General features: G+C 39.2%; 15 protein-coding genes, 1 tRNA gene, 4 pseudogenes and 2 riboswitches. Of the genes and pseudogenes, 15 read left to right on the forward strand and 5 right to left on the reverse strand.

Annotated elements, in window-relative coordinates; translation table 11 throughout:
• Nucleotides 1-3 precede the first annotated feature (3 nt).
• A pseudogene (fadB, locus tag AAFX60_000125) lies at nucleotides 4-2180 on the reverse strand (fatty acid oxidation complex subunit alpha FadB).
• 242 nt (nucleotides 2181-2422) lie between these two features.
• Between fadB and AAFX60_000130 the strand changes: the two are divergent.
• The 13 genes and pseudogenes from AAFX60_000130 to thiH all read left to right on the forward strand — a co-directional run bounded on the left by AAFX60_000130 (nucleotide 2423) and on the right by thiH (nucleotide 16388).
• Nucleotides 2423-3039, forward strand: a pseudogene (locus AAFX60_000130) (YigZ family protein).
• 56 nt (nucleotides 3040-3095) lie between these two features.
• Nucleotides 3096-4553, forward strand: a complete 1458-nt coding sequence (locus AAFX60_000135) for a TrkH family potassium uptake protein (protein ID XDF77692.1) — start codon at nucleotides 3096-3098, stop codon at nucleotides 4551-4553.
• A gap of 32 nt (nucleotides 4554-4585) precedes the next feature.
• Entirely contained in the window at nucleotides 4586-5110 is a 525-nt protein-coding gene (gene hemG, locus AAFX60_000140) for a menaquinone-dependent protoporphyrinogen IX dehydrogenase (GenBank protein ID XDF77693.1), read from the forward strand.
• A gap of 118 nt (nucleotides 5111-5228) precedes the next feature.
• Nucleotides 5229-5305, forward strand: a tRNA-Trp gene (locus tag AAFX60_000145).
• A gap of 181 nt (nucleotides 5306-5486) precedes the next feature.
• Nucleotides 5487-8240: an insulinase family protein gene (locus tag AAFX60_000150; protein XDF77694.1), complete on the forward strand. Its 2754-nt coding sequence runs from the start codon at nucleotides 5487-5489 to the stop codon at nucleotides 8238-8240.
• Between the two features lie 81 nt (nucleotides 8241-8321).
• Complete coding sequence (locus AAFX60_000155) at nucleotides 8322-8516, forward strand: hypothetical protein (GenBank protein XDF77695.1); 195 nt, start codon at nucleotides 8322-8324, stop codon at nucleotides 8514-8516.
• Between the two features lie 104 nt (nucleotides 8517-8620).
• A riboswitch (Fluoride riboswitch) is annotated at nucleotides 8621-8688 on the forward strand.
• Nucleotides 8689-8814: 126 nt separating this feature from the next.
• Nucleotides 8815-10194, forward strand: a complete 1380-nt coding sequence (locus tag AAFX60_000160; GenBank protein XDF77696.1) for a voltage-gated chloride channel family protein — start codon at nucleotides 8815-8817, stop codon at nucleotides 10192-10194.
• A gap of 298 nt (nucleotides 10195-10492) precedes the next feature.
• Nucleotides 10493-10605: riboswitch (TPP riboswitch) on the forward strand.
• Nucleotides 10606-10794: 189 nt separating this feature from the next.
• Nucleotides 10795-12729: a phosphomethylpyrimidine synthase ThiC gene (gene thiC, locus AAFX60_000165; GenBank protein ID XDF77697.1), complete on the forward strand. Its 1935-nt coding sequence runs from the start codon at nucleotides 10795-10797 to the stop codon at nucleotides 12727-12729.
• Between the two features lie 76 nt (nucleotides 12730-12805).
• A pseudogene (gene thiE, locus AAFX60_000170) lies at nucleotides 12806-13459 on the forward strand (thiamine phosphate synthase).
• The gene (locus AAFX60_000175) at nucleotides 13452-14285 is read left to right on the forward strand and encodes a HesA/MoeB/ThiF family protein (protein XDF77698.1); all 834 of its coding nucleotides are present in this window, start codon (nucleotides 13452-13454) and stop codon (nucleotides 14283-14285) included. The pseudogene thiE and the gene AAFX60_000175 overlap by 8 nt, the downstream one beginning before the upstream one ends.
• Complete coding sequence (gene thiS, locus AAFX60_000180; protein XDF77699.1) at nucleotides 14278-14490, forward strand: sulfur carrier protein ThiS; 213 nt, start codon at nucleotides 14278-14280, stop codon at nucleotides 14488-14490. The genes AAFX60_000175 and thiS overlap by 8 nt, the downstream gene beginning before the upstream one ends.
• Nucleotide 14491: 1 nt before the next feature.
• Complete coding sequence (locus AAFX60_000185) at nucleotides 14492-15262, forward strand: thiazole synthase (protein ID XDF77700.1); 771 nt, start codon at nucleotides 14492-14494, stop codon at nucleotides 15260-15262.
• A 10-nt stretch (nucleotides 15263-15272) separates the two neighbouring features.
• A complete protein-coding gene (thiH, locus tag AAFX60_000190) occupies nucleotides 15273-16388 on the forward strand; it encodes a 2-iminoacetate synthase ThiH (GenBank protein ID XDF77701.1) in 1116 nt (371 codons plus the stop codon).
• A 117-nt stretch (nucleotides 16389-16505) separates the two neighbouring features.
• On the opposite strand, the pseudogene AAFX60_000195 reads toward thiH, so the two are convergent.
• The 3 genes and pseudogenes from AAFX60_000195 to AAFX60_000205 form a co-directional block, all read right to left on the reverse strand.
• A pseudogene (locus AAFX60_000195) lies at nucleotides 16506-18952 on the reverse strand (family 20 glycosylhydrolase).
• Between the two features lie 259 nt (nucleotides 18953-19211).
• A complete protein-coding gene (locus AAFX60_000200) occupies nucleotides 19212-21005 on the reverse strand; it encodes an aminopeptidase P family protein (protein XDF77702.1) in 1794 nt (597 codons plus the stop codon).
• A gap of 100 nt (nucleotides 21006-21105) precedes the next feature.
• Nucleotides 21106-22071, reverse strand: coding sequence for a LysR family transcriptional regulator (locus tag AAFX60_000205; GenBank protein ID XDF77703.1), 966 nt, complete (start codon nucleotides 22069-22071; stop codon nucleotides 21106-21108).
• A gap of 97 nt (nucleotides 22072-22168) precedes the next feature.
• On the opposite strand from AAFX60_000205, the gene AAFX60_000210 reads away from it, so the two are divergent.
• Nucleotides 22169-23398 (forward strand): multidrug effflux MFS transporter, encoded by a 1230-nt coding sequence (locus tag AAFX60_000210; GenBank protein ID XDF77704.1) that lies wholly within the window; start codon nucleotides 22169-22171, stop codon nucleotides 23396-23398.
• A 121-nt stretch (nucleotides 23399-23519) separates the two neighbouring features.
• Complete coding sequence (locus AAFX60_000215) at nucleotides 23520-23810, forward strand: hypothetical protein (GenBank protein XDF77705.1); 291 nt, start codon at nucleotides 23520-23522, stop codon at nucleotides 23808-23810.
• A gap of 111 nt (nucleotides 23811-23921) precedes the next feature.
• On the opposite strand, the gene AAFX60_000220 is transcribed toward AAFX60_000215, so the two are convergent.
• A complete protein-coding gene (locus tag AAFX60_000220) occupies nucleotides 23922-24824 on the reverse strand; it encodes a DMT family transporter (GenBank protein ID XDF77706.1) in 903 nt (300 codons plus the stop codon).
• Nucleotides 24825-24887 lie beyond the last annotated feature (63 nt).

The following is a 24887-nucleotide window of genomic DNA, read 5'->3' on the forward strand; positions in this document are numbered from 1 at the left end:
TCCCTAGGCTGACGGTGCTGATAATGATTGAGGCGCTGGGTAATAACATTCACCATCGGCTGCTTTTTGTTTGATGCTTTCTGGTACTTGATAAACGGCACCTAGATGTTCAAATTCTTTTGCTATGTCGAGATAAGTGGTTAATCCAATTGCATCAAGATAGCGGAATACACCTCCTTTAAATGGAGGGAAGCCCAAACCATAAACCAATGCCATGTCAGCTTCTGCAGGAGAGGCAATAATTCCTTCATCTAAGCAGCGGATGACCTCATTAATCATAGGTATCATCATGCGAGCACTGATCTGCTCTGATGTATAAGGTTGCGTTGTATTGGTTACTGTCGCAATAATGCCTGCTGTGCTTTCATCAATGTTCTTTTTAGGTTTGCCTTTTCTATCTATGCTATATGCATAAAAACCACTTCCATTTTTTTGACCATAGCGATCGGATTCGAACATCGCATCAATCACATCTCGTCCATTTTTTGCCATTCGCTCAGGGAAGCCTTGTGCCATGACGGCTTGTGCGTGATGTGCTGTATCAATTCCAACCACATCAAGTAAATAAGCTGGTCCCATTGGCCAACCAAACTCTTTTTCCATTACTTTATCTATTTGTTGATAGTCACCACCATCACGAAGCAACAAACTGAACCCTGCGAAATAAGGGAAAAGAACTCGGTTAACAAAAAATCCAGGGCAGTCATTGACGACAATAGGTGTTTTTCCCATTTGAGAAGCGTAAGCAACAACACGATCAATGGTTTGCTGTGACGTTTTTTCACCACGGATCACTTCAACGAGTGGCATCCGATGTACAGGATTGAAGAAGTGCATGCCACAGAAATTTTCTGGGCGTTTTAATGATTTTGCTAGTAAGGAAATAGGTATTGTCGATGTGTTTGAGGCTAAGATGGCATGCTCATTCACTTCATTTTCAACTTCAGCTAATACTGCAGCTTTAATCTTTGGGTTCTCAACGACGGCTTCTACGACAATATCTTTGTTTTCAATACTGGCATAGTTTAGTGATGGGGTAATAGAAGAGAGTACTTGTGCCATCTTTAAACCAGATAAGCGTCCTCGTTCTAATTGTTTATTAAGTAGTTTAGAGGCTTCATTCATGCCTAAATCTAATGATTGTTGAGCAATGTCTTTCATTAATACAGGGACGCCTTTTGATGCGGATTGATAAGCAATACCTCCACCCATAATTCCAGCACCAAGAACCGCTGCGCTAGTAACGGGTTCACTATTTTTTATGGCTTGTTTCGCTTTACTCTTCACTAATTGATCGTTTAAGAAAATACCAACTAATGACTTAGCCACATCTGTTTGAGTGAGTGCAACGAAGTTTTTATTTTCAACTTCAAGTGCAGCATCACGATCCATGAAGGCACTATTTTCAATGGACTTTACTGCTGTCATTGGTGCAGGATAATGTTTACCTGCCATTTTCATTATCATGCCTTTTGCGACATTAAATGACATTGCAGCCTCTAGAGGAGAGAGTTTTAATGGTGCTTTTTTCTGTGTACGACGAGATTGCCAATCCAGTTGACCCTCTATCGCTTTTTTAAGCATAGTGACAGAATCTGTTATCAAGGTTTCACGTGAAACAACACCATCAACCATTCCCAGAGCTAAGGCATCTTTTGCTCGCTTTGGCTTACCCGTTGTGATGACTTCCATTGCAGGATCGGCACCAATTAAGCGAGGTAAGCGCACTGAGCCACCCCAACCGGCATGATCCCAAGCTGTGTTTCGGGTAGACCGATAGATGCCGTTTCATCTGCTAATCGAAAATCCGTAGCAAGGACACATTCACAACCGCCTCCTAAAGCAAATCCAGTAATAGCAGATAAAGTAGGTACTGGAATGTCTTCTAGACGATTAAAAATGGCGTTAGCTTGATGTAACCAATCACTGAGCTCTTCTGTCGGAATATCAAACAAACCAAGAAACTCCGTAATATCAGCACCAACAATAAATGCACTTTTATCTGATGATAGAAGTAGACCTTGTAAGTCCTTTTGTGAGTAGAGTGCATCTATGGCTTCACCAACCGATTGTAGGGTGGCTAAGTTGAGCTTATTTACACTGCCTTTAGCATTAAATACTAAGTGAGCAATGCCCGGTTCGATGTAGTCTACAGAGAGGTTTTCACCTTGATAAATCATTTTCTATCTCCATGAAATAAAAACCAGAGAGGTGTATTCATTATTATATTAATCTGGTTTGACCAGTTAATATTGGTTCTTATTTAAACAGATTTCAAATTAAATTTAACAATTTGTTTACGTTTATCTTGTTTGATCACAAATTTGTTTGATGTAAACCGAGAATAAACATCAGCTTAAAAGAGTAAATTTCGACAGAAGTGATACACTTTAAGGTTCCGTTTTTGCTATCAGTGTAAGCTATGAATGACCAGCCATATCAAGTACCCAAGGCGATGGTGGTATTTGAAGAAGAGATAAAAAAAGCATCTTTATAACGTATTTAGCTCGAACGTCTTCCGTTGATGACGCGAAAGCATTTGTTGCTGAAATAAAAGCTAAGCATTCAGATGCTCGTCATAACTGCTGGGGGTTTGTTGCGGGTCGACCTGAAGATTCTATGAAATGGGGATTCAGTGATGACGGTGAGCCGTCTGGTACTGCAGGCAAACCAATATTAGCTCAATTGAGTGGCAGCGGTATCGGTGAGATAACAGCGGTTGTTACACGTTATTACGGTGGTGTGCGTTTAGGTACTGGCGGTTTAGTAAAAGCTTATGGCGGCGGAGTTCAACAAGCATTAAAACTGATAGAAACTGAAGAAAAAAGAATTACTGATACGGTTATTTTGCACTGTGATTATAACTTAGTGAGTTTGGTCGAAACTTTGTTGAGTCAATTTGAAGGTATTCAAGTGGATGCACAATACAGTGATAAGGTAGTGATGAGCGTTGAGTTAGAAAAGCGCGTTATTGAAGAATTTAAGATTGCCATTATCAATAAGAGTGGCGCAAAAATTGAATTTCCTTCAGATACATGAAATTCAAATACCATTAATTATTTAGGATATGAGTGACGTCAAGCGTCCAATAAACCATGCAGTTTCGTTCAATTATTCGAATCGTGGGTATTTTACTCGCGGTATTCAGTTTTTTCATGTTGGCTCCTGCCTTTATCGCGTTTATATATCGTGATGGTGCCGGTGTACCATTTGTTATTACCTTCTTTTTATTATTAGCTGGTGGCGGGGCTCTTTGGTTTCCTAACCGCCAGCATAAACATGAATTAAAATCACGTGATGGCTTTTTAATTGTCGTTCTTTTTTGGATGGTAATCGGTAGTGCAGGAGCATTGCCATTTTTGTTTTCAGGTTCACCAGATATTTCGGTAACTAATGCCTTTTTTGAATCATTTTCAGGGTTAACGACAACTGGTGCAACGGTACTAACTGGGTTAGATCATTTACCAAAAGCGATTTTATTCTATCGCCAATTGCTCCAATGGTTTGGTGGTATGGGGATTATTGTATTAGCTGTGGCTATCTTACCTGTTCTAGGAATTGGTGGTATGCAGCTGTATCGTGCTGAAATCCCTGGTCCAGTTAAAGATTCCAAAATGACGCCACGTATAGCGGAAACAGCAAAGGTGCTTTGGTATATCTACCTAACCTTAACTATTGCCTGCGCATTGGCATTCTGGGTTGCCGGAATGGGGTGGTTTGATGCTATTTCTCATAGTTTTTCAACCATAGCGATTGGTGGATTTTCTACTTATGATGCCAGTATGGGGCACTTTAATAGCCCTGTGATTAACGCTATTACGGTCGTATTTTTATTGATATCAGCTTGTAACTTTTCACTTCACTTTGCTGCGTTTGCATCGGGTGGTGTTCATCCAAAATATTATTGGCGTGATCCTGAATTTAGAGCATTTATTTTCATTCAAATTCTCTTATTCTTAATTACTTTTTTATTGTTGCTAAAGCACAATACATATAACTCGGTCGGAACCGCAATTGATCAGGCGTTATTCCAAACCGTGTCAATTTCAACGACAGCAGGATTTACGACGACTAGCTTTGCTGAATGGCCACTGTTTTTACCTGTTTTATTACTGTTTTCTTCTTTTATTGGTGGTTGTGCAGGCTCAACCGGTGGCGGTATGAAAGTGATTCGTATTTTATTACTGTCATTGCAAGGCATGCGTGAAATTAAGCGATTGATTCACCCAAGAGCGATTTATACGATTAAGATTGGAACTAAAGCATTACCTCAGCGTGTGGTTGATGCGGTATGGGGTTTCTTCTCTGCTTATGCCTTGGTGTTTGTTATTTGTATGCTGGCATTAATTGCTACAGGGATTGATGAATTAACTGCTTTCTCTGCAGTTGCAGCAACATTGAATAATTTAGGACCAGGTTTGGGTGAAGTTGCGGTTCACTTTGGTGAAGTAAATGATGCCGCAAAATGGATACTGATTATCGCTATGCTGTTTGGACGTTTAGAGGTATTTACGCTTCTTATTTTGTTCACACCGACGTTTTGGCGTAGCTAGTTTTTATAATTCAACAGATTAAAGGGTTTACTGTGGAAAGAGTATTACTTCTTCACTCAAGTCGTGAAGGTCAAACGATTAAAATATTGAACTACATTGCGACAAAGTTAGGAAGTGATGTTCAGTGTGAATTAGTTGATTTACACCAACCGCTATCGGTTTCATTTTCTGATTATGATCGTGTTGTTATTGGTGCTTCAATTCGTTATGGCCACTTAAATAAAAAGCTGTATCAATTTATCACTAAGTACCAAACGGAATTAGAACAGGCTAAGGCTGGGTTCTTTATTGTTAACTTAACCGCTCGTAAAGAGGGGAAAGATACGCCTGAAACGAGTGTGTACTTTAAGAAGTTCTTACTTAAATCGCCTTGGGTTCCTGCGTTACAGGATACGTTTGCTGGTGCATTGTTTTATCCTCGCTATAACTGGTTTGATCGTGTCATGATTCAATTCATAATGAAAATGACAGGTGGTGAAACGGATCCAACTAAGGAAGTTGAATACACTAACTGGCAACGAGTTGATCAATTCGTAGAGAAGATTAAACGCGGTTAAGTTTTACCCATTTTGGATAAAATAGTGCGATATAAGTAGAATTTTTGTTTTAGATTCAAATTTTTAGCTTCAAAAGTATGGATTTTATTATTGAAGTGATTACAATAGCACGCACAACAGGGGTGTAGCTCCAATTGGCAGAGCAGCGGATTCCAAATCCGCGTGTTGGGAGTTCGAATCTCTCCACCCCTGCCATATTTAGAGAAGGCTTGTATCGAAAGGTACAAGCCTTTTTGCTATCTGGGGTTTGAGAAAATAAACGAGATCAATACCTTATTGATAATAATAACTATTTCCCTTTATATCTTGCAATTATGCTTAATTTATATTCAGATACGTAACTTATAAAATATAAATATAATTACCAGGATGTATTATGAAAGGTTATTGGTTGGCGTTTATTGCTTGCTTGTTTATTTCAGGATGTGCAACCACATCAGTTACAGAACTTAAATCTGATCCTCGTTGGGTCAGTGGTCAGCTTGATAATGGGTTCCGTTATCATATTTATCCTGATCGAGAAAAAGAAGTATCTATTCGTTTTATTGTTCATGCCGGCTCATTTCAAGAGACACAAAATCAAAAAGGTTACGCTCATTTTGTAGAGCATATGGCTTTTAATGGTAGCGAACACTTTTCGCAAAATGATGTTATCTCTCTATTTGAAGATGCAGGATTAAGTTTTGGAGCGGATATTAACGCTTACACTTCTTATTCTGAAACCGTGTATAAACTTGATTTACCTGATAACTCTCAGCTTAACAATGCGCTTGTTTGGATGAGAGATATTGGTGATGGTATTGAACTGTCATCTAAAGAAGTGGAAAAAGAGAAAGAGGTTATTCTTGGTGAGTTTCGTTACTCAAGGTTAGAAGATAAGCCTATTTCGGCTCAGTTTTATGAGCATATGACCGCAGGAACTGTTTATGAAAATAGCGATCCTATTGGGAATAAGGAGTCGGTTTTATCTGCGTCCCCAACACAACTTGCAGAGTTTTATCAGCAGTGGTATCAACCTCAATTAACCGAAATTGTTATTAGTGGCGATGTTACTCTTGAAGGTGCGATTACACTGATAACTAAACATTTTGAAAGTTGGAAGAAAGGCTCTTCAGGTGTAAGTACGATGCCATTAGAGTCTCTAAATCAAAATGACTTTATTGCTAAAGTGGCAAGTGGTGAGCCACCAAGTATTGCTCTGGTTATTGAGCGTGGTGATTTTAGAGTAAATACAAGAGAACAGCAGCATCAACTATGGTTAGATGAAATTGCTCATTCAATTATTCAGCAAAGGTTAGGTGGTGTATTCCTTGACGCTGCAATGCCTGTTCAATGGATTTACTCGATGGATTACTATGTATCTGATCAGCGCTATTTTATTTCTTCAGTTTCATTTCCTGCTAGTTATAGAACCCAAAGCCAAACACTATTTTTAGATACGTTAGCTTCATTACGAGATCATGGTGTGTCACATGGTGAGTTGGATAACTTACTTCAACCTTATCATTATCAACTTGATAATCTTGATGCAAATCTTGAAAACTTAACGCCTTATGATCATGTTGAAAACAGAGTTAATGGTGTTGTGAGTCAGCAGATAAGTCAATCCAGTTTAGATTACAAGGCAAGTTTGACGTCATTTTTAGCAGCGACAGATTTGAAGGTTGTTAATGATCATATTGATGAGTTGCTTTCGTCTTCATACCAATTTGCTATTGGTGTTGATGCCGTTGAATCTCTCTCTCAAATAGAATTAAGTATTCCTGAGTTAAAGTCTGTGTATGCAAAATCGGGAAGTGAACCACTAATTAATAATGTTAGTGCCGCTTTTCCTGTTCCAATGAGCAGTGGAATGATTTTGTCTGAAACTAAATTATTTGAGGAGGTTGATTTAACTCGCTGGACACTAGATAACGGATTAAATGTTCTTTATTTGAGAAAAACCGATGCCGGTGATGACGTGGTGTTTTCGTTAGCAAGCCAAGGCGGAATAGCAGCATTGCCTTCAGAGTTGATACCAGCAGCGAATATTGCCATACCAGCAGTGACTCGTAGCGGTCTTGGTAAATTCACAGGCTCTCAGTTAGATGCTCATTTGAGAAATGAAGGTATTGAGCTTTATCCTTTTATTAATTTTACTCATCACGGTCTTGAAGGAATTACGGATAAGGAAGGGCTTGCTGAGACGTTTGCTGTAATTACTGCAATTATGTCTGAAATTAATGTTGATGAAGGGCAGTTAAAAGCGGTAAAGCAGGAGTTTGAACAAAACAGAGATGCTTATATCTCTACATCTCTTGGTCAGTTTACTAAAGCTATTAATAGGAACACTTATTCTTCTATTAATCGACATCAACTACTCGATGGGGAGGATGTAAATCTCGTTACTAGTGAACAGATTAAACGAGTACATCAGTTATTATTTCAACAGAATCGTAATTATCAGTTAGTTATTGTAGCTGATTTAAAACCGTCAGAGTTAAAACCATTACTTCGTCAGTACTTAGCAAATATACGTTTAGGTGCTGCAGAGAAAACGAATTACGCTGTTACTTATAAGTCAGATTCTGTACCGAGTATTAGCATGGCGGTAAATACCGAACAGAGTAGTCATTATATTTCTCAGTTTATAGCGGTTCAGGGCTTGGAAGATCACTCTGCAAAATCCATTTTTATTCAGGATATGCTGCAAAGAATAGTATCTAAGAGATTGATGCACTATGTTCGAGAAGAACTCAGTTTAGATTATGCTCCATATGCGCTTATGGTGAATGCTGACAGTGAGTTTAAGCCTCATTGGGTTATGGGGGCACAAGTTGACCCTAAGAATGCAGAGCTTATTGAATCTGCCATTGATAAGGTAATAAAAGATTTATTACGTGGGGTAACAGAAAATGAAGTTAATGCTGCAGCTAAACAGCTAGTGGTTGATTTAGAACCATTAAAAAATAACAGCACTCAACAAGCATGGCTGCTAAATCGTTACACCATACATAACTACGGAATTGAAGCTCTATTTGGTATTTCAGAAACAGCAAACTCAGTTAATGCAGAAGATATAAATAGATTGATCAAATATTCATTTGGTAAAAACAGTCATCAATTTAAGTATCTATCGACTCCAATTTGATTTTTTTGTGATCTATATCTTGTTTTTTAGGGCGTAGATAGTAAAATCGCTGCTTAATTAATCATCTAGGGTTTTGTTTAAATGGGTTACGATTTAGGTACTGTTTATCTTGGTCAAATGGCTGCAAAAAAAATGCTTAACGAAGAAATGTATGGCAAACAGCAACCAAGAATAAAAAAAACAGCAGTAACAAAAAAACTTTGGAAAGGATTCGAAAAAGTTAACACTAAAATGGCAAACATGGTGAGTGGATACACTCCTGTATTAACTTGGTAAATGATTTACTGAATAGTTTGAAAGGGCATACCTAAGGTGTGCCTTTTTTATTTGCCATTTGAAAATGATAGGAGTAGCATTCCGCTTGTTGTTTGGTTCTTATGCTAAATACGGGTGATGGATTTCCACCTTTAACCGCTCTATTTTTAGAGATAATGATTCCTACTATAGCGTTACCCTGATCAGTGAGTCTGATCGTATTGGGGTAGATCCGTCTATGGTAGAGCAGTTTGTTATTTCTCTTCTCTTCTAAGATCGTCTATCCTTTTGTTTAACCATTATTTAAAGATAGAGATCCATGGCACATCCTCTTAATCGAAATTTTCAAAACTTATTTCAAGTAGCTCGTTGGTCATTACTAATTCTACCTGTTGCTTTATTGGTAGGGTCATTTAACGCATTTTTCTTATGGTTACTAAGTGAAGCGACGCAAGCTCGTATTGCGAATCCATGGCTGATTTATTTATTACCGATTGCCGGTTTAGCTATTGTTTATAGCTACCGAAATTGGGGTAAAAATTCGGCGGGCGGTAATAACTTAATTATGGATGAAATTCACCAAGCAGGGGAAGGTGTTCCAGTAAGAATGGGGCCATTAGTGTTATTTACTACGGTGATAACGCATTTATTTGGTGGTTCTGCTGGTCGTGAAGGTACGGCTGTTCAAATAGGTGGTGCAACAACAGATTGGTTATCTAAAGTCTTTAAGCTATCTGAAGATGACCGAAAAATGATGCTAACCGCAGGTGTTGCTGCTGGTTTTGCTTCTATTTTTGGAACGCCTTTTACTGGGGCTATTTTTGCTCTTGAAGTATTGTTTATTGGGCGTATTAAGTTCAATGCCATCATTCCTGCACTATTGGCTGCTATCTTAGCTAATGTGGTCGCTTCGGCTTGGGGTGCTCATCATACGCATTATTTAATTAACTTTGATCAGGTTAGCACCTTGTTTGGTCATGCTGTTGATATCGATCTTTTATTAATGGCTAAAGTGATTATTGCTGCAATTGGTTTTGGTATTGCTGGTTATTTGTTTGGTGAGTTAACTCATGGCTTTAAAGACCTGTTTAACGCAACATTAAAGAACCCATATTTGATTGTAGTTGTGGGTGGTTTGATGGTCATCATCATTACGCAATTACTTGGCAATTATGATTACATTGGTATTGGTGTTTATCCAAGTCGTGATGGTGGGGTGAGTATTACTTCTGCATTTACAGAAGGTGGAGCTGAGTGGTATAGCTGGATTTTAAAATTGGTATTAACTGCGATTACTCTTGCTGCTGGTTATAAAGGTGGTGAAGTAACACCGTTGTTTTTTGTTGGTGCTACGTTAGGTAACTTCTTAGGTTGGGTTATGGGGGCTCCGGTTGATTTATTTGCTGCTCTGGGTTTCCTTGCTGTATTTGCAGCTGCAACCAATACACCATTAGCTTGTACGATTATGGGTGTGGAACTGTTTGGTGCTGAGTATTTACCTTATTTCGCATTAGCGTGTTATACGGCTTATTACTTTAGTGGTCATACCGGTATTTACTCTTCGCAACGTGTTGCTGTTTCTAAAACATTAGAGCATGGTCGTGATCATGACGGCCTAAATAAAATAGGGTCATATCGTGAACATAATTCATCGTCATTAAAACACCTAGCGAATAAGCTAACTAAAAAAGACAAATAGTTTCACGTGAAACATGATGGTTTATCTAGATTAGAACTTGGTAGAGAGAATTAGAACCTAATGTGCTTCTCCACAAAAAATAACATTGTATTTGGTGGTGTAAGAGCTACCGATGATAAAGGTGGTTTTTTGCTGCGAAGCACACAAGGTTTAATATGGATTGTCGATATGTAAAACTCTATATGCGCTCACTCACAAACTCAGCCAACCACTTGATAACTTTTTTGTCTTCCATTTCATTTCTTGCATACTTTCTTTATACTCCGAATACGTTCAGATTTTGATTCAACGATCTGAAAGAAACTTGTCGGAGTGCTTAGTGCTTTTTAAAGTACGAGCTGAGACCGCAGTGCGGGATCCGTAGAACCTGATCAGGCTAATACCTGCGAAGGGAACAAGAGACAATTTACATCTCAGTTTATGAAACCATATCTACAGATTGAAAGGTACAGACGTAGCTGAATTTTAGCTGCTATTTATTCTTTTTAACTTGTGGGCATAACAGTACAGACAGATATTCTCTGCAGCATAAACTAAGAACCTCTTGCTACAACTCAAATCCGGCAAGCAATTATTCTATTTTTATCAAGGAATTTTGCTATGTCGTCAAGTCGTAAACAAGCACGTTTAGATGCTAAAACCAATATTGAATCGTTATCGGTTCAACCATATCCGAATTCAAATAAAGTCTATATTGAAGGCTCTCGTCCTGATATTCGCGTTCCTATGCGAGAGATTTCATTAGCTGACAGTTTAGTTGGTGGTACCAAAGAATCACCAATTTTTGAACCAAATGAACCTATCCAAGTTTATGACACTTCAGGTGTGTATACCGATCCAAGCTACGATATCGATGTATACAAAGGATTACCTAAGTTGCGTCAAAAATGGATAGAAGAGCGAAATGATACCGAGTTACTTGATGGCGTGAGCTCTGTTTATTCGCAAGAGCGTTTAGCGGATGAAACTCTTGATGAGCTTCGTTATGGAAATTTACCAACGATTCGTCGAGTGAAACAAGGACAATGTGTCACTCAACTTCATTACGCTCGTCAGGGAATCATTACTCCTGAAATGGAATACATAGCGATTCGTGAAAATATGGGTCGTCAGAAGTTTGCAGATGAGCAACTTAATCACCAACATCCCGGTCATAGTTTTGGGGCTAACTTACCAAAAGAAATCACACCTGAATTTGTGCGTAAAGAGGTTGCTGAAGGGCGCGCAATTATCCCATCAAACATAAACCATCCAGAAGCAGAACCAATGATCATTGGTCGTAATTTCTTAATTAAGGTCAACGCTAATATTGGTAACTCATCGGTGAGTTCATCAATTGAAGAAGAAGTTGAGAAGTTAGTTTGGTCAACGCGTTGGGGCGGTGATACGGTGATGGATTTATCTACGGGCCGAAATATTCACGAAACACGTGAGTGGATTCTACGTAATAGTCCGGTGCCAATTGGTACGGTTCCAATGTACCAAGCTCTTGAAAAAGTGAATGGTGTAGCCGAAAACCTAAACTGGGAAGTGATGCGAGATACCTTAATCGAACAAGCTGAACAGGGGGTTGATTACTTTACCATTCACGCTGGTTTATTGCTTCGCTATGTACCAATGACAGCAAAACGTGTCACAGGGATTGTATCTCGTGGCGGATCTATTATTGCTAAGTGGTGTCTTGCTCATCACCAAGAAAGCTTCCTTTATACACACTTCCGTGAGATCTGTGAAATCTGTGCTAAATACGATGTGGCCTTATCTTTGGGTGATGGCTTGCGTCCGGGCTCTGTTGCTGACGCTAATGATGAAGCGCAATTTGCCGAATTACGCACTTTAGGTGAGCTAACTAAAGTTGCGTGGGAATACGATGTTCAAGTCATTATTGAAGGTCCAGGTCATGTTCCTATGCACATGATTAAAGAGAATATGGATGAACAACTTAAACATTGTCATGAAGCGCCATTTTATACACTAGGGCCACTAACGACAGATATTGCTCCTGGATATGATCACATTACTTCAGGTATTGGTGCTGCCATGATCGGTTGGTACGGCTGTGCCATGTTGTGTTACGTAACGCCAAAAGAACATCTAGGTTTACCAAATAAAGACGATGTGAAGACTGGCTTGATTACTTATAAGTTAGCAGCACACGCAGGGGATTTAGCCAAAGGTCATCCAGGTGCTCAAATCCGTGATAACGCATTATCAAAAGCCCGCTTTGAATTCCGTTGGGAAGACCAGTTTAATCTGTCTCTTGATCCTATTACCGCTCGTGAATATCACGATGAAACCTTACCGCAAGAATCAGGCAAAGTTGCTCACTTTTGTTCAATGTGTGGGCCTAAGTTCTGCTCAATGAAGATCTCACAAGAAGTCAGAGAGTACGCTAAAGATTCGGAACAAGTTGCTTTAGACCAAGCAATTGAAATTAAGATGATAGATGACCCTCTAGAAGGGATGCGTCAAAAGTCAGAAGAATTTAAAGCGTCTGGGTCTGAACTTTATCATCCTGCAGTTGAAGCTGAATAACGATGATAATAAGGGATGTTTCACGTGGAACATCCCTTAGTTTTGTATACGGAATTGAGGTGAGACAGCAATGTTTGCATTCCCTAATATTGATAAAAGTAAGTTTGGTTTATATCCCGTAGTTGATGATGTGTCGTGGATAGAAAAATTATTAAAGCTCGATGTAAAGACAATCCAATTGAGAATTAAGAATCCAGAACAAGCAGACTTAGAGCAACAGATTATAAAAGCGATTAGGCTTGGCCGCGAATACGATGCTCAGGTGTTCATCAATGACTATTGGCAGTTAGCTATTAAGCACAACGCATTTGGTATTCATCTTGGACAAGAAGACATAGAGGTTGCTGATTTACAGGCGATTGCTGAGGCGAATATTTGTCTTGGTTTGTCGACACACGATGATAGTGAACTATTAAAAGTAAAAGCCTTAAATCCAAGCTATTTAGCGCTTGGTCATATTTTTCCGACACCAACGAAAGAGATGCCATCACAACCACAAGGTTTGACCAATCTTGCAAAGAATCAACAATTAGCTGGTGATACTCCGACCGTTGCGATTGGCGGTATTGATCTCTCCGTTGCTAATGATGTGTGGCAAACCGGTGTTGATAGTATTGCGGTAGTTCGAGCGATTACTGAGGCTGAGGATACAGAGCAGGCCGTCGCGAAATTTAACGCCATCATTTCTGAACCAAGAAAAGAAAATCTACAGGAGGTTGCTTGTGAGTAACCAGTTAATGGAAGGGTTAAGTGACCAAGATTTTCTGCGTTATAGCCGTCAAATTATGTTGCCTGATATTGGTGATAAAGGGCAAATAGCATTAAGAAATAGTACGGTTCTAATAATCGGTTGTGGCGGATTGGGTTCTTCAGTTGGAATGTATTTATCCGCTTCTGGTGTCGGTACATTAATCATTGCTGATGGAGACAAAGTTGAATTAAGTAACTTACAGCGACAAGTGGTGTATCGCGATAACAACTTAAATCAAAATAAAGCGATGGCAATGGCGCAGCAACTTAAAGGGTTGAATAGTACAACTCATATTGAAGTGATCAGCCATAAGTTAACAGAGCCAGAGTTATCCCGTTTTATTAATCAAGTCGACGTGGTTTTGGATTGCTCTGATAATTTGCCAACACGACATGAAACTAATGCTGCATGTGTAAAGCATAACGTTCCACTTATTTCTGGTGCAGCAATTGGATGGCAAGGGCAGTTAATGTTGTTTTCAAATCAGGTCACGCAAAAAAACACGTCGTGCTATCACTGTTTATTTCCTTTTACTGAAAGCCACCAAACACAAAACTGTCAGTCGTTCGGAATTGTGGGACCGGTGGTAGGCATGATAGGAAACTTACAGGCATTAGAAACCATTAAATACCTTACTCAACCGAGTTACATGAAATGGGGCACCATTCATCAGTTTGATGGCCGCTCTTTGGCTTGGTCATCGATAAAAATTCCAAAAGACAGTCAATGTTCAATCTGTGCTTCAACAGTAACTAATGATGTTTCACGTGAAACACACTCAAAAGGAGAGACTTGTCATGAGTGATTTAATGTCAATAGAACTTAATGGTGTGTCTTATCGAGTTGAGGTCACGCATACATTATCTTCATTTTTAGAATACCATGGTATTGATACACAAGGATGTGCTGTTGCAATCAGTAATCAGATAATACCGAGATCAGAGTGGCAAAAGCGTGGGTTATCACAGGGTGAATCCATATCTTTATTTCAAGCAATCGCTGGAGGCTAACATGAATGACTTATTAACCATTGGAGATAAGACGTTTAGATCACGTTTATTCACCGGAACAGGAAAGTTTCCAAATGCCAACGTTATGCAAAAGGCACTTATAGAGTCTGGTTCTGAATTATCAACAATGGCGTTAAAACGTGTTGAAGTGAATAACCCTGAAGACAATATATTAAAGCCGATTGTGGATGCTGGAATTAACTTATTACCCAATACGTCTGGTGCTAAAAATGCTCGTGAGGCAATTTTCGCTGCACAACTGGCTCGTGAAGCATTAGGGACAAATTGGCTTAAATTGGAAATTCATCCTGATCCCAAATACTTAATGCCTGACCCAATTGAAACATTAACCGCAGCAGAAGAGTTAGTGAAACAAGGGTTTATTGTCTTGCCATATTGTCATGCAGATCCCGTTTTATGTAAGCGACTGGAAGAGGTTGGCTGTGCTGCTGTCATGCCATTAGGTGCGCCTATTGGTTCAAATAAAGGTATTGTCAGTCGTGACTTTTTAGAGATTATTATTGACCAAGCTCGAGTACCTGTAGTGGTTGATGCAGGTATTGGTGCGCCATCTCATGCCGCTTTGGCAATGGAACTGGGGGCTGATGCTGTGCTTGTGAACACTGCGATTGCAGCTGCAAGAAACCCAATCGCAATGGCAACTGCATTTAAATTAGCTGTGCAATCTGGCCGATTAGCTTATGAAAATGGGTTGGCGTCAGTCAACACTCAAGCCGTTGCTTCTAGTCCATTAACGGCATTTCTTGATTAAGGTGAATGAAATGACATTTACTGATGAATGGGAAAAGTTACATTGGGATGAAGTTAAGCTCTCTATCTATAGTAAAACGTATCATGATGTTGAAAGAGCGCTAAGTAAATCCAAACGAGATCTTGAAGATTTTAAAGCCTTAATTTCTCCTGCTGCAGAAAGCTATCTTGAACAAATGGCTCAAGAGTCTGCACGATTAACTCGCCAACGTTTTGGTCATACGATTGGTTTTTATATTCCTTTGTATCTTTCTAATCTTTGCGCGAATGCATGTACTTATTGTGGTTTCTCAATGGAGAATCGCATTAAGAGAAAGACGCTCAACCAAGATGAGGTTGCACAGGAAGTGATGGCGATTAAAGCGATGAATTTTGATAGTGTTCTTTTGGTAACGGGAGAACATGAAACCAAAGTTGGGATGAATTACTTTCGTCAAACATTACCGCAGATAAAGCAGTCGTTTAATTATCTCGCAATGGAAGTTCAGCCTTTAGAACAAGAAGAGTATGCAGAATTAAAAACCTTAGGTTTGGATGCGGTGATGGTGTATCAAGAAACGTATCATCCATCTACTTATGCGGAGCATCACCTTCGTGGTAATAAAACCGATTTTAAATTTAGATTAGAAACGCCTGACCGATTGGCAAAAGCGGGCATTGATAAGATTGGAATTGGGGCGCTTATTGGGCTAGAAGAGTGGCGAACAGATTGCTTTTTTGTGGCAGCGCATTTGGATTATTTAGAGCGTCGATATTGGCAGACTCGTTACTCAATTTCTTTTCCAAGATTGCGACCATGTGAAGGTGCGCTGCAACCAAAATCAATAATGAGTGACAAACAACTGGTGCAATTAATTTGTGCTTATCGGTTGTTAAACCCTGAGGTTGAACTGTCATTGTCCACTCGAGAGTCTGAACATTTTAGAGATAATGTATTGCCATTAGGTATCACATCAATATCCGCTGCATCGAAAACACAACCGGGTGGTTATGCAAATGATGACCAAGAGCTTGAACAGTTTTCTATTAGTGATGAGCGATCTGCTGAATCTGTTTCTTTAGCGGTACAAGCGAGGGGGTTTGAACCGGTTTGGAAGGACTGGGAGCGAGGGTTTACCTCTATTTAGCATATTGTAAGCAAGCGACATCTATTAAATTGGATATAAAAATAACCTGAGAGCAGTAAATTAAAGTACTACTTAACTTAAGTAGTACTTTATTTAGTTTGTTGATTTTTAGTTCAGTTACTTACGTAACTGACGAACTAACTCTTCTGTTGGGCGAACAATAGCAACAATCATTTCATCGTACATTCCTGATGCATTTGTAGTAATAGATAATAGGTTATCTAGTTGTGTCGATGTTGGTTGTTGGCCTTTTTCAAGCTCATTAATAACTGCTAACGTTGCTTTTGCTACCTCAACATGTTTTTGGGCTAGCAGTACAGTATCTAAAGAAGATACATTATTTTTAAACATGACTTCTGATTTTTGCGCACTCTCTAAGACAGTTTGGTAATGTTTTTGTAGTGCTTTTAAATCACTCTGATCATTGATCGCCGTCTTTGCAAGTTTCATCATTTCTAATACTGCAAAACTCTCCACTGGAACTGCGTCTGCAAAGCGATTTAATCTTTCGTATTGATTGTATAGTTCTCCTTTTGGATCGGTAGAATTATACTTCGCCCAGTTACGAGCATAGTATTGGGCAGGTTCTGCATAGTTTGCAAAACTCATCAGTGCAGACACATCACCGCCGTTAGCAATACGTAAATACTGCTTATAGCTATTGGTTTGATGTTGTAAGCCAACAGAAATCGTTGCCCAGCTGTCCATTGCCTGTAGGCGTTGGTACATGCTGTCTTCATCGGTAAGCTCTTCAGCTGACCATAAACGTTCAGCAACGGCATAAGTTCTAGGCCAAATTCGACCTTCAACGGTTAGGTCGTCGTAGTTTTCTGCCCAGATAGCAGCTTCACCACCAAGAATAAGTTTTTCTTCATCTTTATTTAAAGCAACAGGATAGCCACCATTAGGAGCTGGAATCACTGAGTTCTTGATTGATGAACTTGCGGTTATTTTACCTGTTGTTGGCCAGCGAACATTTCCGACTAGCTGGTAGCTTTCTTCTTTAATGTTGCCGTTATTAAAGATTAGATTAAATTCGGTGTAAGACATGAAGTTATCAAAATGACCACGGAATGACTCACCTTTGGTGTATTCTATGATATCGACTTTAGCTCGTGATTTTCCGTTGTAATCTGTAAAGGCACGGGCATTACCATTCTTATCGGTAATGATAGTTAGGGTACCTTTACGTGGTCCACCTTTGCCTCTTGGTTTCTGCCAAGTGTAGGTTTCGAATGTTTCTCCACTGTGCAGTTGATCATCGACTTGTGGTCCCTTTGGCATAGGGTCATTACGATAATGGTAGCTGGTTGGTTGTGGTTGATCTAAATAGAACCCCGTTGAAAGCAATCCGGCATAACCTTCTTTTGCTGCTCGACCAATACTGTCATGTCCACGCCAGCTTTGAATGACAATCGATGTTGGCAGATCTTTATGCCAAATCTCATCCCAGCCCATGATCTTTTTACCTTTCTTGTTTAGCATTTTTTCAATGCGTGCATTTAGGTATGACTGTAAACCACGATTACCATCAATATTATTTTCTGCGATGAATGCTTGGATTTCTTTATTATCTGTCCATTGTTGGTAATTTGGCTCATCACCACCAATGTGAATGTATTCATCTGGGAACAGCTCAGTTACCTCACTGAATACTTTGTCGAAGAAGACATAGAGTTCAGGGTTAATAGGATTCATTAGAGGAACAAAAACACCCCAAGCGCGTTGTTGATCGTAAGATTGTTCACCTTCTCCAGACATTAATTCAGGGTAAGCATGAGCAACAGCTGAAGCGTGACCAGGCAATGAGATCTCAGGAATTACTCGAATACCGCGTAGGCGGGCGTATTCAACAACGTCTTTGATTTCTTCTTTTGTATAGAAATCACCATCGGCAGTTTTCTCCCACAGCTTAGGGTAACTTTCGATTTGAATTCGGATTGCTTGGTCATCCCATAGGTGCCAATGAAAGACATTCATTTTTGCGGAAGCAAAACCATCAATCTGACGTTTAATTGTATCAACGGTGACAAAGTGACGAGAGGAGTCAAATGAAGCTCCACGCCATGGGAAACGGGTTCATCTTCAATATTTACTTGAGGAACAAAGTAACCCGCTTTGGATGTGTTGATTAATTGAAGAAAAGTCTCTGCACCACGGAGTGCTCCGTATGGACGATCAGATTCTAAAATGATTTGTTTTTTATTGATGGTTAATTCGTAAGACTCGTCAATGTCGTTATCTTGAATTTTATTTTTGGCCGCCTTACTCACATCGATAATTAGCGTCGCTTCCTTTTTAGATGAAGCAAAAGGAGTAAGTAGTGGTAATCCAGTTTGAGCTTCTACACGTTGAATAATACGTAAGGCAAGTTGCTGAATGCGCTCTGATTTATAACCATCAATATAAATACTGAAATCACTAGTAATTTCTAATTGGCCTGAATTTAACTCTACTGATTGAGGGTATGGCATCAAGTTTAAGTCTGTATTGGGAGCTGAAGCGAGGGATGATGCACTAAAAAGAAAGCTTGAAATCGAAAGAGTTAAAAGTGTTTTTTTCATTATGTGTAGTCCTATATTCCTTTAAATTCCAAGGAAGGATTACGTATAAAGAGGATTTTGTATGTGACCAAATTATGGTTTGTATTAATAATATTGAGTGATTTATTGTTAGTTAGATATTGTGGCGCAAAATGTTTGTATCTGTGAAATAAATTACATAATAAATTTGAACTGTAACCATGTTTCACGTGGAACATATATTTTTTACTAAAAAAATGCCACGTAAATACGTGGCATTTTATTGTTGTATTTTAATGAATTAGCTTTCGTAGCTTAATTCATCGGTCGCTTGTCTAAGCCATTCTTTTACTTCGCCATCAACAAGAGGGCTAACTTCATTCCAGACTTTCTGATGATAGTGATTCAACCACGCTAACTCTGGGCGATTTAGCATATCAACATTGATCAGACGTTTATCGATAGGACAACGTGTTAAAGACTCAAATCCAAGAACCGAGAAGTCACCTTGAGTTTCAATTTCAACGACTAGTTCTAAGTTCTCAATACGGATACCAAACTCGTCTGCACGATAATAACCTGGCTCATTAGAAAGCACCATTCCAGGAAGAAGAGCTGTATTATTTACTACTTTAGCAATACGTTGAGGACCTTCATGGACACTTAAGAAGTGACCAACACCGTGGCCAGTACCATGATCATAATCATAACCTTGCGCCCATAAATGTTGGCGAGCAAGGATGTCTAATTGATGTCCACATGTACCTTTAGGGAAGCGAGCATTTGCTAACCCGATATGGCCTTTAAGAACTAAAGTAAATTGCTGTTTAATGTCATCACTTGGTGTACCAACCGCTAATGTTCGAGTGATGTCTGTTGTGCCATCTGGATACTGACCGCCTGAATCAACTAGGTATAAACTGTTCATTTGTAGTTTACCTGGTTCAGGTTGGTTTTGATGATTGTAGTGACACATTGCCGCATTACCAGCAGCTGCAGAAATAGTATCGAAACTTAAATCAGCCAGAGAGGGGTCTTCTTCACGGAATGCTTGAAGTTTGTCTGCTAAAACAGCTTCGTCGTGTAAAGTGCCAGCTTCAATCTCTGCGTCAAACCAAGTTAAGAATTTAGCCATAGCAGCGCCATCACGAACATGACAAGCACGCATGCCTGCTTTTTCCGTTTCGTTTTTAGCGGCTTTTGGTAGTAAACATGGGTCAGATGCTTCAATGATTTCTGCGTTCGCATTACTTAAGACTAATGACATCCACGCGTTTGATGTTGCTGAATCAACTAGAACTTTTTTACCTGCAAGTGATTCTAATGTTGCTTGCAAGGCATCTGGTTGGTGAACTCGAACACCTTGGCCAACATGAGCATTAAACTCTGCAGGAAGACGTGAAGGTTCTAGGAAAAAATCAACACTTTCATCTGCGTGAATAATGGCATGAGAAAGAAGTACTGGTAGGCGAGAAACATCCAAACCACGGATATTCAATAACCAACAGATGGAGTCTAGTTGTGTTAATAGCGCAGCGTCAGCTTTTTTCTTTGAGACTTCTTTTGCAATTTCTTTACGCTTGTCTTCAGAACTTTGGCCGACAAATTCTAATGACATTAAACGCACATCAGACACTTTAACTTCTGGGCGGTCTAACCATAACTCATCAATAGGGTTAGTGGCGATTGCTTCAAGAGTTACAACGCCTTCAACATTTTTTGATGCTGTTTTTAGCCATTGAGCTGTGTGCATGCGTGGGTCTATTGCCACTTTTGAACCCGAAGTAAGACTGTCTTTAATCCATTCAAGCAGTGGTTCTTCATGTAGGTGACGATATTCAAATACATCTGCAGGCACTTGTTTACGAACTTGAACGGTATAACGGCCATCCACAAAAATAGCCGCTTTTTCTTTAGTAATAACAGCCGCACCAGCAGAACCAGTAAAACCAGTAACCCAATGCAAACGTTCGTTATGCTCTGGAATATATTCACCTAGAAATTCATCTTCATGAGGAATAATTAAGGCATCGAAATCTTGTTGAGCAAGCCATGTACGTAGTTGTTCAACACGCTGAGAAGTTTGTGGGTGCATCTGAGTGTCCTTTTATACCTGTGATTAATTGGTATGACTCTGTCCGTGTGTACGAGGCAGAAATTAGTTATGTTTTTTGTAGAGTTATAACCTAGCGCTTTTAGTGTTCATCTGCAATTGTTGATATTGATAAATCTTTACAGTGATTAATTATGGTATTTCTAAGCCAACAATTTGCCGCATCATTCTCTTTTTGTTGATGCCAAAATAGGGTGTATGCCATTTGAGGTAAGTCTGTAGGCAAGGGTAATACAACTAAGTTAAGTTGCTTGGCTATTAATTTTATAAAGTGGCTTGGTGCTGTGAAAACTAAATCGGTATGAGTACATAAGCTCGCAGCACTATTAAAATCAGGCACAATAATACCAATACTACGTTCTAGTCCTCTGTCTGCTAATTTGTAATCAAGCAACCATTGGTCTTTACCATCACAGCGAACTTGTACATGACGTTGTTGAAGGTAAGTGTCTAGCGTCCATTCTTGTTTTAATACAGGATGATTACGGCGAACCAAACACATTTGGCTATCTCTATAAATTTCTTTGCTGCAAATATCTTCAGGCGTATGCATAGTGATATTGGCGTATTTTGGGTCGAGGTCTTTACCTGTAATACCTATATCCATTTCACCAGATTGAAGTTTCTTTAATGTGTTGGTATCCCATGCATGAGTATCTAACATGACATTAGGGGCTTTGTTTAAAATATATGACATGAAGTGTGGAAGCAGTAATGGATAAGTACTTTCAACCAAACCTAAGCGAAATCGATAATGACTGCTTTTAGGATCAAAATTTGATGCTTCAGTGATACTTTCTAAGTGACTTAATAACGTGTGAAGTTGTTCTTGAAGGTTTCGTGCTTTTGCAGTGGGTTGCAAACCATAAGATGTGCGAGAGAAAAGTGGATCGTTAAATTGTTCGCGTAATTTCGCTAAGTTTTTACTAACGGCAGATTGGCTTAAGCACAAACGTTGAGCTGCACGGGTGACACTTTTTTCTTCTAATAATAAATGAAGCGTAAGAAGAAGATTAAGATCAATCTTTGCCAGTTTTTCGAAAAACATAGAGATATTCCAAATAAGAATGTTAGATCTGAATATAAACCATTTCTGTTCATATCTCTAATTGAGTACACTCCTCGAATCATTTTAGGAGTTATCAATGCATACGCCAGTTACACCTCACTCAGCAACATCAATGTCATCAGTATCGGACAAAAAAATCATCACATTAATGGTGGTATTAGTATTGTTCAGCCCATTAGCTATTGATATTTATCTTCCTGCTTTACCAGCGATGGCGGCAGAGTTTCATGTACCATCAACAATGGCTCAAGATACGATTACTTGGTTTATGTTTAGTATGGGTTTAGGGCAGTTATTTGCAGGTCCATTAGCTGATCGCTATGGTCGTAGACCAATCGCACTAACGGGTATTGTTATTTATGGTTTAAGTGCAGTATTAGCTTATTTTGCACAAGCGATGGAAATGCTATTACTGGCTCGGTTATTACAAGGTTTTGGTGCTTGTGCTACCTCGGTTGCGGCTTTTGCTTCTGTGCGAGATTCATTTGGTGCAGAGAAAGGCGGGCGTATGATCAGCTATTTAAACGGCGCTATCTGTTTTATTCCTGCTTTAGCTCCGATTTTAGGTAGCTACTTGACTCATCATTTCGGCTGGCGTTCAAATTTTAGTTTTATGGCTGGTTTTGCTTTAGTTGGTTTTGCTTTAATTCTTACTAACTACAAAGAAACAAAACCGGAAAATACAGTTCAAACAGGGAAACTTATTAGTCCATCTCGCTATTGGTCTGTATTAAAGAATCCAACCTTTTTGTTCCATGCTTCTTTATGCATGTTATCAATGGGGGTTATTTTAGCTTATGTTACTTCAGCACCTGTTTTCTTGATGGATCAATTAGGGCTGACTATGAATGAGTTTACCTATTGGTTTGCGATTAATGCAGCGATCAATATTGCAGTTTGCTTTATTGCTCCTAAGTTCATGATCAAGTTTGGAACAAAACGAGTTTTATTATCTGGCTTAACGATACTAGCGATATCTGGTGGTTTAATGTTAGGTATGCAACATATTCAGCAAGCTTGGGCGTTTATGGTCCCAATATTTTTGGCTTCTGTAGGCTATGCATCAGTGCTTGGCTCAGCAGCAGGTAAAGCGCTGGCACCATTTGGTGATAGAGCGGGAACAGCTGCCGCATTGTTAGGGTTATTTCAAATGAGTGGTGCAGGTATCATTGTTGGCACAATGCAAAGATTAGCACTCCCATCTGCACAACTCTTAACCCTAATGATGTGGCTTCTTATCCCAGGTTTGCTGATTTTATTAACTAAAACAGGCCAACGTTGGCATTCTGAAACCGTTACGCAGTAATTCGCATAATTTGAACAGAAAAAGAGCAATTTTACTTTTTAATATATTCAGTTAATTATGGTTTCAGTGTATATTCAGCACTTAATTACTGTTGATTGAAAATTAAAAGGCAAAACACGCAATGTCGATGTCCGTTATTGAAATGGCTCGTGTCCTAGAGCAAATGGAAGAGTCACCAGAAAAACTCATGTTTGGTAAACTACTTTCTGAACTAGGTAATCAAAGCCAAGAGCGCGTAAGAAGCGCTGCGCGACAAGTGTCTGTTCCAACATTGCGTGATCTGATTTACCAATTCCAAGTGGTAATTGAAGAGCGTAAAGGTGAAACGACAAAAAAACTGGCTGAAGAAATGGCAAAAGAAGGGGTTTCGTTAGAAGACTTCCAAGCTTATTTAGCGAGTAAGAATAAATAATAACCTTAATTCAAATTTTGGTTAGGTAATTAAAATAGAAAAGCAGCGTATATACGCTGCTTTTTGTTTTTTAGGTATTCAGTAAATCTCTATTTATTACTCACATTGCAATTATTGCTCTGTTTGGCGCTCTTCCTTTTTACCAAAGAACTGTTGGATCAGTAGACCACACACAATCATAATTAATCCGATTAATGTTGATGGGTGTATTTCTTCTCCGATGATATTGGCTAGTAGCAGCAAAGAGATAAATGGAGAGGCAAAAATTAGGTTACTAATTCGTGCCGTATTTTGTGTTAAACGTAATGCCGACAACCATAAAACAAAGGTAACGCCCATCTCAAATAACCCTACGTAAGAAACCGCAGCCCAACCACTCATTGGTATTTGAGCCCATGGTGCTCCTTCATAAATACTTAAACCTATCGCAACAGGTAGAGCAACTAAGAAACCAAGTAAAAGCCCAAGAATAGGATCTGCTTTATTTTTCGTATTAAGAATCCAGTAACCCGCCCACAATAATGTTGAGAATAAGGCTAAGCCCACACCTAGAGGGCTATCAAATTCTAATGCAAGCACATCACCTTTAGTTGCAATAACGATTACACCTAGATAGCCTAAAACACACGCAATCCAATCTTGTTTTCGTATTTTTTGTCCAAGAAAAACCGCAGCCATTAAGGTTAAGGTAATTGCCCAACTGTAATTAAGAGGCTGAGCTTGAGATGCCGGTAATAGATCATAAGATTTGAATAGAACCAAGTAGTAAGCAAGGGGATTAATTGCACCTAATAAAATGTAATACAAAGGGTTAGCTAAAAAGGTATCAATCAGTTGCGATAGTGTTTTTTGATAAGCAGCAACACCAGCTAGAGCCAGAATAGAAACAGCGCTTGCAATGGTTAGCATTTGGGTTGGCGTAAAATGCTCAAGAGTGATTTTAAAAGCAGTGGCAACGGTTGACCACAACAGAACCGCAGCGACACCAAATCCTAAAGCACGACGTTCGTTCATTGTTATTGTTCTCAGTAAAAAATCCATTTGGATCTGGAGTGTACCTGTGCTTGAAAAATAGTG

The sequence above is a fragment of the Aliivibrio fischeri genome (assembly GCA_038993745.2).
GTDB classification, from domain to species: domain Bacteria; phylum Pseudomonadota; class Gammaproteobacteria; order Enterobacterales; family Vibrionaceae; genus Aliivibrio; species Aliivibrio fischeri_B.